The 16,383-nt window shown below is 42.1% G+C and carries 12 protein-coding genes; 3 read left to right on the top strand and 9 right to left on the bottom strand.

What is annotated here, in order from left to right:
- Nucleotides 1-302: 302 nt before the first annotated feature.
- The 4 genes from H1A14_RS20405 to H1A14_RS20390 all read right to left on the bottom strand — a co-directional run bounded on the left by H1A14_RS20405 (nucleotide 303) and on the right by H1A14_RS20390 (nucleotide 4,313).
- A complete protein-coding gene (locus H1A14_RS20405; protein WP_194778152.1) occupies nucleotides 303-2,183 on the bottom strand; it encodes a hypothetical protein in 1,881 nt (626 codons plus the stop codon).
- Entirely contained in the window at nucleotides 2,164-2,556 is a 393-nt protein-coding gene (locus tag H1A14_RS20400) for a hypothetical protein (protein WP_194778151.1), read from the bottom strand. Before H1A14_RS20400 ends, H1A14_RS20405 begins: the two co-directional genes overlap by 20 nt.
- 186 nt (nucleotides 2,557-2,742) lie before the next feature.
- Nucleotides 2,743-2,943 carry an apurinic/apyrimidinic endonuclease family protein gene (locus H1A14_RS20395; protein WP_194778150.1) on the bottom strand — a complete coding sequence of 67 codons (201 nt, stop codon included), beginning with the start codon at nucleotides 2,941-2,943 and terminating at the stop codon, nucleotides 2,743-2,745.
- A 155-nt stretch (nucleotides 2,944-3,098) separates the two neighbouring features.
- On the bottom strand, nucleotides 3,099-4,313 hold the full coding sequence (locus tag H1A14_RS20390) for a hypothetical protein (protein ID WP_194778149.1): 1,215 nt from the start codon (nucleotides 4,311-4,313) through the stop codon (nucleotides 3,099-3,101).
- 404 nt (nucleotides 4,314-4,717) lie between these two features.
- On the opposite strand from H1A14_RS20390, the gene H1A14_RS20385 reads away from it, so the two are divergent.
- A complete protein-coding gene (locus H1A14_RS20385) occupies nucleotides 4,718-7,471 on the top strand; it encodes an outer membrane beta-barrel protein (RefSeq protein ID WP_194778148.1) in 2,754 nt (917 codons plus the stop codon).
- A 400-nt stretch (nucleotides 7,472-7,871) separates the two neighbouring features.
- On the opposite strand, the gene H1A14_RS20380 is transcribed toward H1A14_RS20385, so the two are convergent.
- Together H1A14_RS20380 and H1A14_RS20375 are read right to left on the bottom strand one after the other, a co-directional pair.
- A complete protein-coding gene (locus H1A14_RS20380; RefSeq protein WP_194778147.1) occupies nucleotides 7,872-8,171 on the bottom strand; it encodes a hypothetical protein in 300 nt (99 codons plus the stop codon).
- A gap of 43 nt (nucleotides 8,172-8,214) precedes the next feature.
- The gene (locus H1A14_RS20375) at nucleotides 8,215-9,123 is read right to left on the bottom strand and encodes a LysR family transcriptional regulator (RefSeq protein WP_194778146.1); all 909 of its coding nucleotides are present in this window, start codon (nucleotides 9,121-9,123) and stop codon (nucleotides 8,215-8,217) included.
- 93 nt (nucleotides 9,124-9,216) lie between these two features.
- Here H1A14_RS20375 and H1A14_RS20370 point away from each other — a divergent pair, with 93 nt between their 5' ends.
- Nucleotides 9,217-9,546, top strand: a complete 330-nt coding sequence (locus H1A14_RS20370; protein WP_194778145.1) for a hypothetical protein — start codon at nucleotides 9,217-9,219, stop codon at nucleotides 9,544-9,546.
- Nucleotides 9,547-9,734: 188 nt separating this feature from the next.
- The gene (locus tag H1A14_RS20365) at nucleotides 9,735-10,697 is read left to right on the top strand and encodes a sodium-dependent bicarbonate transport family permease (RefSeq protein ID WP_194778144.1); all 963 of its coding nucleotides are present in this window, start codon (nucleotides 9,735-9,737) and stop codon (nucleotides 10,695-10,697) included.
- A 32-nt stretch (nucleotides 10,698-10,729) separates the two neighbouring features.
- On the opposite strand, the gene H1A14_RS20360 is transcribed toward H1A14_RS20365, so the two are convergent.
- The 3 genes from H1A14_RS20360 to H1A14_RS20350 all read right to left on the bottom strand — a co-directional run bounded on the left by H1A14_RS20360 (nucleotide 10,730) and on the right by H1A14_RS20350 (nucleotide 16,373).
- Entirely contained in the window at nucleotides 10,730-13,429 is a 2,700-nt protein-coding gene (locus H1A14_RS20360) for a phosphoenolpyruvate carboxylase (RefSeq protein ID WP_194778143.1), read from the bottom strand.
- A gap of 306 nt (nucleotides 13,430-13,735) precedes the next feature.
- A complete protein-coding gene (locus H1A14_RS20355) occupies nucleotides 13,736-14,698 on the bottom strand; it encodes a threonine ammonia-lyase (protein WP_194778142.1) in 963 nt (320 codons plus the stop codon).
- Between the two features lie 121 nt (nucleotides 14,699-14,819).
- Complete coding sequence (locus H1A14_RS20350; protein ID WP_194778141.1) at nucleotides 14,820-16,373, bottom strand: alkaline phosphatase family protein; 1,554 nt, start codon at nucleotides 16,371-16,373, stop codon at nucleotides 14,820-14,822.
- Between the last annotated feature and the right edge of the window lie 10 nt (nucleotides 16,374-16,383).

Below are 16,383 nucleotides of genomic sequence, written 5' to 3'. Positions count from 1 at the left end.
AGAATCTCCATCCCGCCTCTGTCAGCAGTTGGTTGATTTTAATTCTTGCATGAGCTTCATTATTCATTTTCTGTCTCTATATGTTTTTGTCGAGCGAAATTCAAGTCTCAAAAGTCTTCCATCCATTTTAATACTTTCAGCCCCAAAGGGCTGATTAAAGTACACTCGGTTTGGAGCTTGGCGAAGGCGGGGATTTAGATGCATCTCACTGTCACAAGCAGGTACTTTGATAGGAGCACAAAGCTTGATTTAATCACTGAACCGCCACTTTTGGTTAGGTACTTTTATTTAATGGGCTTATCTTAGTCAATAGGTTTAACATCATCTAATTTATTTGTTATCCCCTGTTGGAGATATTCTGAATGTTGATTCAACTGGATTACTTTTATTTCTTTCTTCCATTTAATTTCTGTTGAAATTATGATGCTCAATAAAACTGATTTTCTCAATTCTTCGTCTGACATATCTTGTTTGTTTTCGTTGAGAACTTCTCCTGATGTGTTATTTAAATCAATTACTGACGAATACAAATTTATTTTATCGCTAATTTTCTTCAAGGTATACTTCGCTATTACGTCTTCATCAATCGGCCTTGTCGAAATATTGGGCAAATCAGATTTTTTTAAAATAAAGAGCGAATTCCTTACTAAATGAGAACCTTTAAATGAATAAATATTGATGTTTTTATATTTATTAATTGAGAGTTCATCAACTTTTAATTGATTGATGAAATAATTTAATGATAAACCAAAATTGACAATAACATAACTATCATCAATTGTAAGGTTGTCGATTGCTTTAAAAATCTCTTCTGGTTTCAGCAAGTATGATTCTGTTCTTTTATAAAAGAAAGTTTCACTTAATCCTTCTTTCAAGCTTTGCGAAACCACTGAAGCTAAAATGGAATCATAATCGATATGATGAACTTCTGGATTATCGGAAAAAGCGTCCTTACTTTGAAACATTCTTTGCCCGTTCACATACCATTTATCGGTATTGCCATCTTCTATTTCAGTCTCATTATTAACTAGCATTAAACTATCAACAGTTGTTTCAATAATTGAAGTGGTTGAGTTTTCAAACTGCGAGACTTTTTCATCTGAAATCGGCAAATTCAATGCATTTGAACTATAAGCATCTTCAAGGACGGTTTTGAATTTTTCTATAAAGATTGTTGGGTATGGTTTCTCATTTTCCTCGCACCATTCAAAAGTAATGAAGTCAAGGTTTAATGTTTTAAGTAATTCTTGATTCTCCAAATGTTCGCCTACTAGCTTTTTAAAGAAGTCAAACCCATCAATCCATTGCTTAATTTCACCTTGCGTCGTTGGTATAGGTGGAAAGTCAAGAGGGCGCATGGTTATAAGATAAGGGTTAATGGCCCATTGTCTTAAAAACAAAATAGCCATATATGACTTTATCCATTTCTTAATCACATAATCTGCATTCAGTCCACTTAGCTCAGGGAAAGGATATATAGTAGAAATCCAAGTATATTTCCTTTCGTATGGATTATTTAAATTAAAATAAAACTTGAAAATTTCTAGCATTGATTCAGGTAGCAATTCATATTTCGGAGGATCGTTTTGAGTATGATTGAATATCCGACTAATACAGGAATATCTTTTTTTATATGTAAGCAAGCCTCCTAAAGCATAATGAAATTCAATGAATTTTTGGCGTTCAGAATTACGCTTATCAACTGCCAATTGGTTACTCACTTGAAAATTGTTTGCCGTGTTGTTATATTCTTGATAAATATGAGGTATGCTTATGGAGTAGTATTGATGACACGTTTCCCAATGATTCATAATTAAATCGTCTTGCTGATACCTTACGGCAAGAAGTAGATTTCTCCAAAGCCAAGAATAGGTGGTTTCAGAAATTTCATTACCTTGCATTTCTCCAAGCAGCCAAATTGCCCCTGATGTGCGGTGTTCTAATAAATAATTTCTCTTATCCTTTTGAATTGCTAACTCCTCAATTGCTCTGTAAACAGTTTCATAATATAATTCGGGATAAACTACAGGTTCATTGGTAAATTTATCACGAACTTTTCGAAACGCTGTGTAGAAAAAGTCGGAAAGCGTTCTTGAGTACGTGGTCTGTTGAGTTTTAATAGATTGCAGAAGTAAATCAGACAACGCTGAAAAATATTTTAAATCAAGTTCCGTTTTCTTCATGCTTCTGTATTAAATATGGAATGAACTTAGTCAGAGTGTAATAAATGAGGATTTTTCTAACAAAAAAGAAAAAGAAAATTACCAGGAGAATTGCATTTGCAGCAACAAGTAATGATGCTGAATTCTCTATAAAGAAATTTAAGCTGTCAATTCTTATGAAGGGTGGAAGTTTTAATGACCAAAGGAATATAAAAATCAATGAGGAGTATAAAGTGTATGGAAATGCTTTGCTTTCCCACTCTTGGTCAAAAAGTTCTACAATCTTGTCAGACGAATATTTCTCATCAAGTCTAGAAATTACTTGAAGCAACAATGGATATGCCACTCCAAGTAGGGCAATTACTGTATTAATATAAGGGTCTAAATTTGCCATTATTAATTTATAGTTAATGTTCTTCAGCCTTGCCCCTTCCTCTCCTATCTGTCTAGAAAAAAAGACTGATTTTTGAATTAAAGGTAAATTATCCTTGTTTTTATCCTTTTAATTTCTAAACCTAATCATTTACTCCTTATCAAAAAATACCGTAAACAGGGTATTTTCACTTCCCCAAATCAAATATCAAACCCCCACCGTCCCCAAAACCTTCCTAATCGCCTCCATATTCACTCTCAAAGCCGCCTCATTTTCCAAATCATTCAGCGCCTGATTAAAGGGTTCTGTCCGGAGGGGTCCGTCATATCCGATGTCCACTATGCCCTGCATAAATTCCTTGATGGGTATCACTCCGGTGGCCATGGGGAGTTCCCGCTTGCCCTCCACTTGGGTTTCAGGGGGAAACTTGGCATAGCATCATTTTGCGTTTATTCGGAGTAGCACATTTAAACGCACTTAAGTTTCAGTTTGGGAATGACAATTAAAAGAACTGACCTAATATTTAATCTAAACCCTCTTTTTTTTATACGTGCTGTTTATTTTTATTTTTTATCGAAGTGAAATGCCATTATTTCAACTTGAGCAATTTTATCCTTGTCTTGTTTTAGATGAAAATCATAACTAAATGACGATTCACCTCTATCCCCTTTATATTTTACGAAATAATCGTGATTAAGAGTTTCTTCCTTGATAGTTTTTAGAACATTAGAGAAATCTTTGTTTTCAACGAAAATCATAACTGCTACTTTTGAATCTCTCCATGTTAAATACCTGTCAAATAATTGAGAGATTGCTTTTAAGTATTCTGATGGCCCGTGCCAAAACTTGCATTCTGCTATAAATAAATTTGTCCCATCGTTTGCATATTTTAATATAATGTCAGCTTTACCACCTCTATTAAAAGTTTCTCCTGTTGCTGTAGTTCCAATATATCTTGTTTCTGTAATGAATAAAAATTGGTCTCCTAAACCTTCTTCATCTTTTCCTTTGTATAAGGCTGGCTTTTTTTCCATACTTTTCCCAGAGTCATAGATGACTTTTAATACATCATCATACATTTCTTGACTCATTGTAGGCACAGAGTTGAATTCTTTATTTTTTTCAATCTTAGGTTGAGTAATGACTTTTTTCTTTATAGTTGGTGGAGAAAAAACTGATTCAGTAGACGGGTCAACTTTTACATTAATCGCTGCGAAGAACTCATTTTCTTTTTGGTAACTGGCTTTTTCGTGTAAAAACATAGAACTGACTTTCTGTTCATACGACGTATTGAATTCGGCTACATTTTTGTTTACGTTATTCAAATTGGCAAAAGCATCAGAATAGCACCTTGAGTCAGTCTGGTTGAATTCTGTTGCGTCTTGTTTATAGATTTTAAATGAATATGAGACTGTTTGATTACTTAGGTTAACATTAATTTCATATGATGACCAAGTGTAAGGATTGGATTGAACTTTAAATAAACCACCGTAACCTTCAAAATAATATGTAACAGTAAAATGATATGCATCACTCATATATTCCCGACCAAACATATCAATTCGTCTTTCTTTAAATTTTCTTGGTTCAGATATTTGTTTAGATTCAATTAAAATCTTCAGAGGTTCGATTCGATATTTTTCGATTAAATAATTTATGAATTCGTTTTCATCTACCTTGAGAATAAACTCTTTTCCTTTCGAGGAGATTTCTTCCTTAATTGTTTGGCAATAGATTTTAGGAAAGTCTAACCAAGATATTTCTCCAAATGATTTCATAGTCTACTCTAATTACTGGCAACTCTCTAATGAGTCTGGAAAAAACCCCGCTAATTAGTTGATTAAAGTAAAATCAGCTTGGTTTTATTCCTAATATTTTCTAAACATAACTATTTACCCTTACCAAAAAATACCATATTCAAGGTATTTTTACCTATTTGGGTATGGAGGATGCTTGAATATTGAAATATACCAGAAATCCGCTACCTTTTTTGGAATTGCCACGATCGCCTTTTATCCCCCCCCAAAAAACCCCATCTCCCATTTCCCCATCTTCTTTTAATTATAAAACCACTCAACACATAAAGACCGCAAAATCAGGATTTGGGAAGTACTTTCAGTAGGTTTTACCCCCGGTAATTATAGAAATTTAAGTTTCCAATGCTCTTTCCCGTCGCTGTCAAATGAAGTACCTGCTGTCTGTTGTTTTTTTGGTTTCTCTGGTTTATGTCACTGTTGCCCAGGATTTGGTCCTCAAAGGGTCGGTCAGGGAAGCGGAGCGGGAGGAACCCCTGCCTTTTGTCAATATCCTGCTGCTCAATGCCCTTGATTCCACTCAGGTGGGGGGAACGGTTTCGGACATCGATGGGCGGTTTGAGTTGGCTTCCCTCAAGAAGGGGAACTACCTGCTGAGGGTGCAGTTTATGGGCTACAAGGAACTGTACAAAGCCTTTGACCTAACTGCCAATCTGGACCTGGGCACCCTCGCGGTGCAGGAGGCGGCGACGGACCTCCATGAGGTGGTCGTGGAAAGCAGCAGGTCCACGGGTTTCCAAAAAGGCGATACCACAGCCTTCAATGCAGATGCGTTCAAAACCATGAAAGATGCCTCTGCCCAGGTGCTGATCGAAAAACTCCCCGGGGTCAGTGTCGAAAATGGCGTCCTGCAGGCACAGGGTGAAAACATTGCGCAGATCTTGGTGGATGGCAAGCCTTTCTTCGGTACGGATGTGAGAACTGCCCTGCAGAACATCCCGGCAGAAATGATCCAGAGCATTGAGGTGTTTGACCAAAAAAGCGAAAAAGCCCAAATGAGCGGATTCGATGATGGGGAAAGGCTGAAAACAATCAACATCATCACCAAAGCCAACAGACGGAAAGGACAGTTTGGCAAGGGAACGGTAGGCTATGGCACGGATGAACGGTACCTTTCCGGAGCCAGTGTCAATGTGTTTGACGAAGACCGGAGAATCACCATCACGGGACTGACCAACAATGTCAATGTGCTGAATTATACCAGTGATCCCAATGCGCAGGACAATGAAAATCCACAGGAAGGCATCATCACCACCCATATTCTGGGCCTGAATTACTCGGATACCTATGGGGATAAAGTCAAAATTGCGGGCAGCTATGTCTATACCAACCGGGAAAACATCGGGGTGGTGGACCGCTTCAGGGAATTTGTCACCGCGGATGACACCGATCAGTTTTACAGCGAAAGGAGCACCGACGTCCGGGTCAACAGGCAGCATCAGGCCAATTTGAGGTTGGAATACAATCCCAATGAAAGCAACCGTTTCCTATACATCCCCAGATTTTCGGCGAGATTTGAAACCGAAAATTCAGGGTTTTCAGGGCAAACCGATGATGGCATCAATACCATAAACACGGTGGAAAACCTCAAAACAGGCAAATATGAAGACTTCGATCTGTTCAACAGGTTCCTGTACAGCCACCGGTTCAACAAACCGGGAAGATCGGTCACACTCAGAGCGACCTTGGGCAATGGTTGGAATTTGGATGCATCAGACCGGATTGCCAAAAACACCTTTTTTGAAGAAAATGGCCAAAGGACAGAAAACCTGGACCAAAGGATCACCCGGGAAAGAACTGGAACATCCTGGCAGACCAGGGTTTCTTATACCGAACCCCTCGGCCAAAGGGGTCAGATGGAAGCGGAATACCAGATCGGCAACCGGAAAAATGATTCGGACAGATTGCTTTTCAATGTGGAAAACGGGGATTTTGACAACGGAATCCTTTCGTTGGATACGGCCTTGAGCAATGTGTTTGTCAGTAAATACCTGACCCAGAGCACTGAACTGGGCTATCAATACACCTCAGAGAAATTGAGGGTGCAGACCGAACTGGAATACCAGGATGCCAAACTGGACAATTTGCAGGAATTTCCTTCAACGGAATTGTTGAACAGGAATTTCACCAACCTCCTGCCTACGGTGCGGCTGGAATATAAATTCTCTGAAAACACCAATATCCAGTTGGATTACGACACCTATACCAATGAACCCGGTGTGGGGCAGCTGCAAAGGGTGGTGGACAACACCAATCCCATTCAGTTGAGGACAGGCAATCCGGAACTGGATCAGGCCTACACCAATCAATTCAGGCTGCGGTTCCGGGGCAACAATGCAAATGCGGACAAAAACTGGTTTGTCTTTGCCCAGTCCAGGTTTGTGGATGATTTCATTTCCAACTCGGTGCTTATCGCCGATGAACCCATAGAGATCCAGGACGGGATCATTTTGGAAAGAGGTTCGCAGCTGAACAAGCCTGTCAACCTGGATGGCTTCCGGGATTTCCGGTCCTGGTTCAGTTATGGGCTACCCATGTCCTTTATCAAATCCAACTTCAATGTCAATGCAGGGCTTGGTTATACACAGCGGCCGGGACAGATCAATGAAAATATCGGCTTCAACAATTCCACGCGGCTGACCACCGGATTTTCCCTGAGCAGCAACATCAGCGATCAGGTGGATTTCAACATTTGGTCCAGGTCCTCCTTCAATCAGGTCAACAATACCCTGAGCCCCCACCTCAGCAATGACTTCTTCCAACAGCGGTTCCGTGTGAATTTCAACTGGATCGTGTGGGAAGGGATTGTCTACAGGCTGGACCTCAACCATCAGATCAACAACGGACTGGCTTCGGGTTTTGACACCAATTTCACCCTGGTCAACATGAGTGTGGGCAAAAAAGTCTTCCAAAACCAGCGGGGTGAAGTCAGCCTGATGATGTATGACCTATTGGGACAAAATGCCAATGTGAGAAGAAACATCACCGAAACCTTTATCGAGGACATACAGTCCAATGTGCTTCAGCAGTACGTGATGCTAAGTTTCACCTACAACCTCCGCAGGTTCTCCAAGGGCATGGGCGAAAAGGAATATTCGGATATGTATGGTGAATCGGATTGAGTTTTTACGCCAATGAAAGAAAAATTTTGTCAGGTTATAGCATGACAAATAGAATATAAAAGTAAGGTTATAGCCTGACGAATTTGCTATTGATGAAGATAGGGTTCTTAGTTGTTTTGATCGCTTTATAATCAGGAATGACCATTGTAAAGCCTTTGAAAAAAAGGTACTCTATATTTTATCTGCTAATGCTATCATGAACCACTGGGACAAAACGAAAGTCCTCTTAATTTCTGCTTTTCAAATTGGTTTTTGATTCCCTTTGACATGTATGTACGGAATGATGCCAGGAAAATGGTAATTCAATATAATTCTCGCCAGCAAACTGAAAAATGCCCAACCCCCAACTTCCCACTTCCAACTTCCCACTTCCCACTTCCCACTTCCAACTTCGGACTTCCTACTTCCAACCCCCAACTCCCAACTTCGGACTTCCAACTTCGGACTTCCTACTTCCTACTCCCAACTTCCCACTTCCCACTTCCAACTTCGGACTTCCCAACTTCCCACTTCCATCCCGTTCGAAGAAAAATTTTGGGTTAGTGGCAAAGAAGCAGATAACCATTCTCTTTGAAACCATTTGAAACCTTCCTGCACTTCCACCACTTCCAAAGTACTCATACCTTTGAACGAAATCATATTTTGGATTAAAAATGGTCTTGTCAAAAAGATAACCGTCAACTTTAGGATGGTACGTCATGAGTCACCTGACATCTGACATCTGACACCTGACATCTGTCAACCTAATGCAGAATCCTTTTGACGATATTGGCCTTTTCTTCCTTTAAGTGATGAAGGAATGCCAAAGGAACAGGCAAATGCTTCTTGTCCTTCAGCCAAATCAGACTCCACATGGTGGTGATGGGAAGTCCTTTCATGGGGATTACTTTCAGTTTTTTGTTTTCCAGTTCATTTTTGATTCCGATCAGGGGCATGATGGAATACCCCAAGCCCGCCATGACCGCCTGTTTCACCGCTTCGTTGGAGGTGAGTTCCATTTTTTTACCGTATTGTAAATTACTCCGCTGTATAAAACGCTCCATGGTTTGGCGTGTTCCGGAACCTTTTTCCCTAAATATCAAGGGCATGTCTCTAAAAAATCCTTTATCAAAATCGGTGGCATTGAAATCCGATTCCGTATTGCCAACCAAAAAAAGCTCATTTTCCAGCAGATCCAGTTTTTCAATATGGAGCGTGGTCGGCAAAAGGGAAACGAGTGCAAAATCCACTTCATTGTTTTCCAGACTTTTCAAAACCCTGCTTTTATTGGTGACATCCATCAACAGCTCCACAGCGGAATGGGCTTTCATAAAATCAGCTAAAAAATAGGGCATCACATACTTGCCGGTGGAGACCACGGAGATTTTCAGACGCCCCGTCAAAAGCCCTTTATAGGCCATCGTTTTGTAATTGATCGCATATACCTGATTGATGATGTTTTCCGCCGAAACCGCCACTTCATAACCGAAATCGGTGATATGGATCTTCCTACCGACCACCTCAGTCAGGGGTATGTCAAATTGGTCCTGAAAGTTTTTCAATTGGATAGAAACCGCGGGTTGGGTCAGATGAAGCTCTTCCGCAGCTTTGGTCACACTTCCAGTCTGCACGATTTTGAGGAAAACCTGAAGTTGATTCAGCGTGTAATTCATAAATTAATTTTATCTATGGCATTATAAAGTTAAATAAAAATTTATGAATCAGAAAAGGCATTTTTGTATCGCCGTATTTTAAACAACAGAACCATGATAGACACAAAAGCAGGATTAGGTGAAGCTGAAAAAAGCAGTCATTTCGCAAAAAAGCACGAGCAAATTGAACTGATCAAGGGGGAGTTTGCTTCGGAAGATGCCAGAGACCTTCTTCTCCAATTGTTTGGGGATAAAATAAAATACCATCAAATAAACATCCTGAGCAGTATGGAAAGGTTTGGCAAAGCAAATGAGGTTTCCGCCAAAAGGCTCCCCGAACTCAGATTACAAGTACAAAAGATCAATGAACTCTTCCAAAACGCGGATTTTTCAGGTGCCAAGATCAAATTACAGGCTACAGTACACATTGAAATCACAGATTGAGTTGCTAGTTCAAACCATTCAAGAGGTTTGAAGCCCAAATGCAAATGCTCCTCCCTGGAGTTGAGGGTGGATGGTCGGCTGAAGTCTGCCGACATCCCACCCCTCTTAAACACCAATTTCATTACGCCAAAAAGCAACAGTCAAGTCTTGCAAACCATCCGCTGAATGAAAATCCACCAAATTAACATATGAACATAGACTTATTGCTGGAGAACTTAACCAATCCCGCTTTATTGTTTTTTGTTTTGGGCTTGATAGCCGTTTGTTTTAAAAGTGATTTAGAAATCCCTCCCAATTCATCGAAATTCATTTCCCTTTATCTGTTGTTTGCCATTGGTTTCAAAGGAGGACAGGAACTTGCCCATGAGGTTTTCTCCTGGGAAATCGTTTGGACCATACTATTTGGCCTTGGTATTTCGCTGCTTATTCCTTTATACACCTTTTTCATCCTGAAGAAAAAGCTAAATATTTATGACGCAGGTGCAGTAGCCGCGGCTTATGGCTCCATCTCTGCGGTGACTTTCGTGACTGCCGTCTCCTACCTGGAAATGCAACAATTGGAGCTTCATGGCCATATGGTAGCCATCATGGCATTGATGGAAGCCCCTGCCATCATTGTCGGACTGATCCTGATATCTACCTACGATAAAAGAAATGCAGGGACAGAAAAGGTAAAAAAACGAAAGGTGGTCCAACATTCCTTTACCAATGGCAGTGTGTTGCTGATTTTGGGAAGTTTATTGATTGGATTTCTGGCATCAGATGCGCAGGCAGAGGGAATCAAGCCTTTCACCAATGACATCTTCAAGGGTTTCCTAGCCATCTTTCTTTTGGACATGGGCATCACAAGTGGCAAAAAACTCCAATCCTTTTTCTCTTATGGCTGGTTTCCGATGATATTTGCCATCGTCATTCCCCTTATCAATGGTTGTGTGGTCGCTTTTTTGAGCTCATCGGTTACAGATGATGTATCCAACCGCTTTATCCTGGCCATTCTCTCCGCAAGTGCCTCTTACATCGCCGTTCCTGCTGCCATGAAAATGACCGTGCCAAAATCCAACCCGGGTCTCTACCTGCCCATGGCCTTGGCCGTCACCTTTCCGATCAATATCACGATTGGGATGCCTTTGTTTTTTTATCTGGTTTCTTGAGGGATGGATTAAAATTATGCCTTGAAAATTCCTCACCCCGTATGCTTCAATCCGCTTGCCAAGGCCGTGGTGATTTCCAAGATGCGGTTGATTAAAAAATCAGCCTCTTCGGAGCTTGATTTCTTTTGGCTCCGCCATTTTTTCAGGTTATGGAGCTGCATTTGATGCAGGGATTTCAGTTCTCTTGTTCTTCTTTTCATGCTGTCGATCTGGCTTTCCCTTCGGTGTTCACGGTCGTCATTAAACATCTCAGCAATCGTATTTAAACTTAATTCATATTCGCTACGGATAAGGTCCATCAACTCGCTTTTCACCTTTTCATCCTGTACCAAATCTGCATATACTTCCATCATTTCCGGGTCCGCACCCATCAGGTTGGTTTCGATCTGGATCAGGAAATACCTCAGTAAAGGCCAGGTATCGGCCTGTTCCCGTAAGGCTTGGTATGCTTTGGGATTTTCATTTTTCATTTTGTCCAAGGCATGGCCAATCCCAAACCAACCTGTCAGGTTAAACCTGGATTGGCTCCAGCTGAACACCCATGGGATGGCCCTCAAATCATCCAAAGTCCTGCTGCCCGTTCTACGGGCGGGTCTTGAGCCTATTTTGCTCATTTCCAGTACATCTATTGGCGTGGCTTCTCCATAAAATGCCAAAAACGACGGGTGTTTGATCAGTGCTTGGTAATGGGCCTGGGCATACTCCGCAAGTTGTTTCAATTCCTCAACCGGAAATTTCTTGGTTTCTTGTGGGTGCCAATAAAAACTGCTTTGGTAAGCGGTACCCGAAAGCAACATTTCCAGGTTGTAGGTGGCATTGAGCAAGTTGGCAAATTGTTGGGCAATGGTCTCCCCCTGCACCGTAAGTTTCATCTGTCCACTGAGACTTCCGAAGGGCATGCTTTCCAGAAAGCGGTGGTACTTGCCTCCTCCCCGACTGATGGTGCCTCCTATTCCATGAAAAAATTTAAACCGTATGTCGTGCCGGTTGGCCACCTCAGTCAATTCCTGCTCGGTCCTATAAATGTTCCATCGGCTGGCTAGGATTCCTCCGTCTTTATTGCTGTCGCTATAACCCAACATGATTTCCTGCACTTTGATCTTTTGGTTTTTGACAAAAGGATGGGATAAAAAATCTTCCATCACCCGTGAAGAGGCTTTCAAGTCCCCGATGGTTTCAAACAAGGGCACCACGGGAAAATGATGACGACTCAAACCCGCTTCCCTGAGAAAGACAAATGGCAACAACATATCAGAAAGCTGACGGGTCATGCTGATGATAAAAGAACCTATGCCTTCAGCGCCATACCCCTCCACGTGTCCTTTGATCACCCGGTACACGTCCAACACCTTGTCCGCCTCTGTACCAAAGGACTTGTCCACCGTGCCAAAAGGCCTTTCACTTTGCAGTTCCTTGGTGAGAAAAGCTACCCTCTTTTCCTCTTCCCAGGTCCCGTAAGCGGGGAGATCCGGAAATACGGACTGAAGGATCTGCTCCATGGCTTTGTCATGGAATTCGCTGTTTTGTCGGATGTCCAATTTGGCCAGGTGAAAGCCAAAACTCTGTACCTGCCTTTCTACCGGAAAGACCAGGTCGATGGCAATCCGCTTGGCTCCTATGGTGAGAAGGCTGTTTCTCAATAGCTTCAGGTCATCCAACAATTCGCCGGAATCCCTGTACGCAGGTGAGGCTAAATTTCTTTCTAGGGCATTGTCCAATTTTAACATCAAAAGGTTCAGGTATTGACGCCAGGGCTCATAGGTATTTCTTTCTACCGCATGTTTACCCTTTTCTCCAAACTCTTTTTCTTTGGAGGCAATGGCCTTGACCAATTCCGTAGGCACTTCGTTTCTGATCTCGGAAAAACTCAGGTTGGCTGCGAGCTTTTGAATCTGATCGCTTACAATCTCCAAAGCAGCATTTCTGTGGGCAGATAGGGTTTCCCCGGTCAGCTGTGCAGAAACATGAGGATGCCCGTCCCGGTCTCCCCCTACCCAACTTCCAAACTGCAAAAGCGGAAAATGCTCCGGAAAGCACAGCAAATCCTCCTCAAAACCCATCTCTATCCAACTTTGCCTGAGCTGATCATCACTTTTTTTCAGGGCCAAAGGAAATACCTTGGAAAAATAGTGCATGACATTATTGCGTTCTGCCGCCACGGTGGGCTTTTCTAAATAGACCTCTCCTGTTCTCCACCACCGCTCCAGCAAGGCTTTGATGTCCTGTTCTATGACTTTTCTCTCTCTGTTCGAAAAAGAAGGATTTTCCAATTTGACCAGGTTGAGGTACATCTCCCTGTGCATGTCCAACACCGAAATCCTTTTGGCTTCGGTGGGATGGGCCGTCAGCACAGGCATGACCTGCACTTGGCTGATGATTTCCACCATTTGCTCGGGAGTCAACCCCCTTTTTTCCCATCTCGTAAATGTCTCTCCCCAAGACCCCCTCACCGCACTGGGGCCTGAGGCATCAGTCAGCAATCTTCTGAACTGTACCGCTGCATTTTCCTCTACCAGATTCAGCAATTGCAGGTAAATGCTCATTACCTGAATGTGTTTTTCTTCAGTTTCAGGCCTGTCAATATGGTCAATTTGATCGACTTCTTCAGAAAAAGCAAGGTTGACCAAATCCTTTTCACCCAGGTCCCACAATACTTCTGACAAGCATTGTTTTAAAAAGGTCATGTCCTTTTCTATTTTTTTGAAGAGGGAATTCAAATCAGTGTTTTTCATTACAGTAAAATCAATTGATGGTGTTAAAGAACAGAAAATGATGTTTGGAAAGACAGGTGGTGAAACCCATTAGGGAGGTTAAATTGGTCTCGATTTGGGTGTGAAATTTACCTTGAATTAAACCAAAATCGAAGGATGGAGAAGATGCAAAATTTAATCAAAAACACCAAATATTTGGGCCTAATCCTTCTTAAATTGACTGAATATATTATTAAGTATGATTTTTTTAATTCAATTGAAGTGCATTTGATGAGCTATGGGATTTAACACTTTAGGCCTAGCAAGCTTTCGACCGATTTGTATGTGTCATATTAGCAGCCACTTTTTGGTTTGTTCTTCGGTAAGGTTTCCTCCACAGATTATGGTTGCAACAGTTTGTCCTTCGAAACGCTTCCTGTTTTCCAAAATAGCCGCCACGCCCACCACTCCGGAAGGTTCAGCCACCAATCCGGTATATTGATGGATCAGTTTCATGGCTTGCATCATGCTGGCATCATCCACGAGCAAGGCATTATCCGTTTGGCCTTCCATATCTTGCAGCGCTTGGGGTATGGGCAACCTCACCCCAATCCCATCTGCAATGGTATGAATATGGTTATGGGTGACTACTTTTTTGCTCAGCCACGACTCCACCATGGCAGGGGCCCCTTTGGATTGAACAGCCACCAATTGGGTTTCAGGGGCATAATGCCTAAAGACCCTGGCGATACCATTGAACAAAGCACCATTTCCCAAAGCAATCAAAACCACCTGGGGTTTTGGATTCATTTGAATCAGTTCAAGACCGATCGTTGCGGCCCCTTCCAAGGATTCTATCTGTAAACCGTCTTCTATAAAGTATGCCCCTACTTCTTTGGCCTTTCGCCTGGCTTCTTCCTTGGCAGCGTCAAAGTCACTTCCATACAATACGACATTGGCACCAAGGGATTTCATGCGGGCAATTTTGAAGGGATTGGCCTCTGTACTCGCATAAACGGTGAGGTCCACCCCCTTTTTGTTACAGGAATAGGCCATGGCCTGACCAAAATTCCCTGCGCTGGCACAAACAAAATGGGTATTTGGAGTGGCATTCGACAACAAAACTTCTGTCCCTCTGCCCTTAAAGCAGCGGATAGGATTGACCGTTTCCACCTTTAAAATCAGCTGAACACCCGAAAATTCACTTAGGCTATCCGAAACAAACTGAGGTGTATGGAGAAAGCAGGGGTCAATTTTTGCAGGAGCTGCCAGGATATTTTCTATAGAGAGGCGATGGGAATTATTTTCCATAGGGTTGACTGATGAAGGTAAATAAACTACTTGATTCAAGTTCACAAAAAAAAAGCCACTTTGCAATCAAAGCGGCTTTTTCAAATTCATACCTAATGCGAATCAACCCCTACAAATTTCTTCAGTTTTCAGATTTTCTGGTAGTCTGCGTAAAATCCAAATATTGGTAGGAACCATAGTGGGTTCGAAAAAGCGAGAGTTCGTAATGGGATGCTCCATTAATGACTGAAGTTTTTACTTCCTCTTGATTTACCTTCCCCAAATCATTAAGTTTATCTGATTCCTTTAAAATTTCATGCATCACCCGACCATCGGGTCTATCAATGGGCTGGATGCCGTGAATGTGTAAGACGGTGGGCATGATATCAATCATGGATGTAGGAAACTGGTTGGCATAATTGGTTTTAAAACTAGGACCTAAAGCCAAAAACGGCGTGGGTACCTCATAAGGACTGGAAGAACCATGCCCAGCCACTCCCCGATTGTAAGTAAATCCTTCATAGCCAAATTCATTGATTTCCGAGGTCCAGTTGACATCCACCAATATATCGGCAGCTCTTTCCGGATGGTCCCAATTGATCAGGGAAAAGGAAAGGGTTCCAGGAATCACCCCCATGTCTTTATTTTCTTCAGCACTTTCGGTAAATATGGCTCCAACCCAAGTCTCTTGCTGCAGGGCGGAGACTATTTTCTGCACCTTTTCCTGGTCAGAAGACTTCAGGTAGATGGCCCCTCCCACTACCACAACATCTTCAGATTCCTTACTTTCTTTCAGCCCTTTTTCCACTAAAAAATCCACCAATCCGGGATTGCCTTTGTGGGTGGCAAAGCCATGGTCTGCTGAGATAAGTAGGTTAAACTGGTCTTCCATATCGTTTTCGGCTACATAGGCCAAAATCCTCCCCACTTGTTCGTCCACTCCTTTGATGGCTTCCATGGTGATCTCTGACCCGATGCCTTCTCCATGCGCTGTGCCATCCGGGTCGGAGTACCAGATCGTATTGATGGAGCTTCCAGACTTTTTGAGGGCGTATTCGATAAATGCATCCGTCACCCAAATGTGCCTGGGTTTGTTGGGTTTGGTTTTGGCCGGATAGTTTCCGATCTGACCCACCACTTCTTCTTCCAGGCCATTTGGAAGCAACAGGTCTGGATTGATTATTCCTTTTCCGCTGATCTTTTGGTTGAGCAGGTAAGATTGGCCCGTGGATCCTGTACTGAACACCGTAAATGTGGTATTGCCTGATTTTTCAACCGCCTCCCCAAAAGTGGATGTGTGAAGCAATTTGCCGTTTTCTACTTGATCCGCTTCCATAAGTGCATCTGCATCTCCCGTGTTGATCCCTTTTAAAGCGTTGACACTTGGGAGATAGATGGAATTACCCAAAATACCATGGGTTTTGGGGTAGGAACCTGTGGCGTAAGAGGTGGAATTTACCCGAGTAACTGTAGGAAATACGCTTCGGTTTTTGTCCCCTACCACCCCTTTTTGAGTGATTTTATAAAGATTTGGGGTATTGGTTTCTGAAATATAGTCTTTTCGGAGTCCGTCGATGATGATGACTAGGGTAATCAAATCCTCATTCGTTTTCCCTTCACCCTGCGTGCAGGACTGAAGCATCACCATAGGAATGGCGGTAAGCATGATCAGGAGGCGCCTCAATGTTTTTTTCATTTCTTTCATG

This window comes from Pararhodonellum marinum (genome assembly GCF_015354735.1).
GTDB classification, from domain to species: domain Bacteria; phylum Bacteroidota; class Bacteroidia; order Cytophagales; family Cyclobacteriaceae; genus Pararhodonellum; species Pararhodonellum marinum.
Note: the sequence above shows the minus strand (reverse complement) of the source record. Positions and strands in the feature narration are given on the sequence as shown.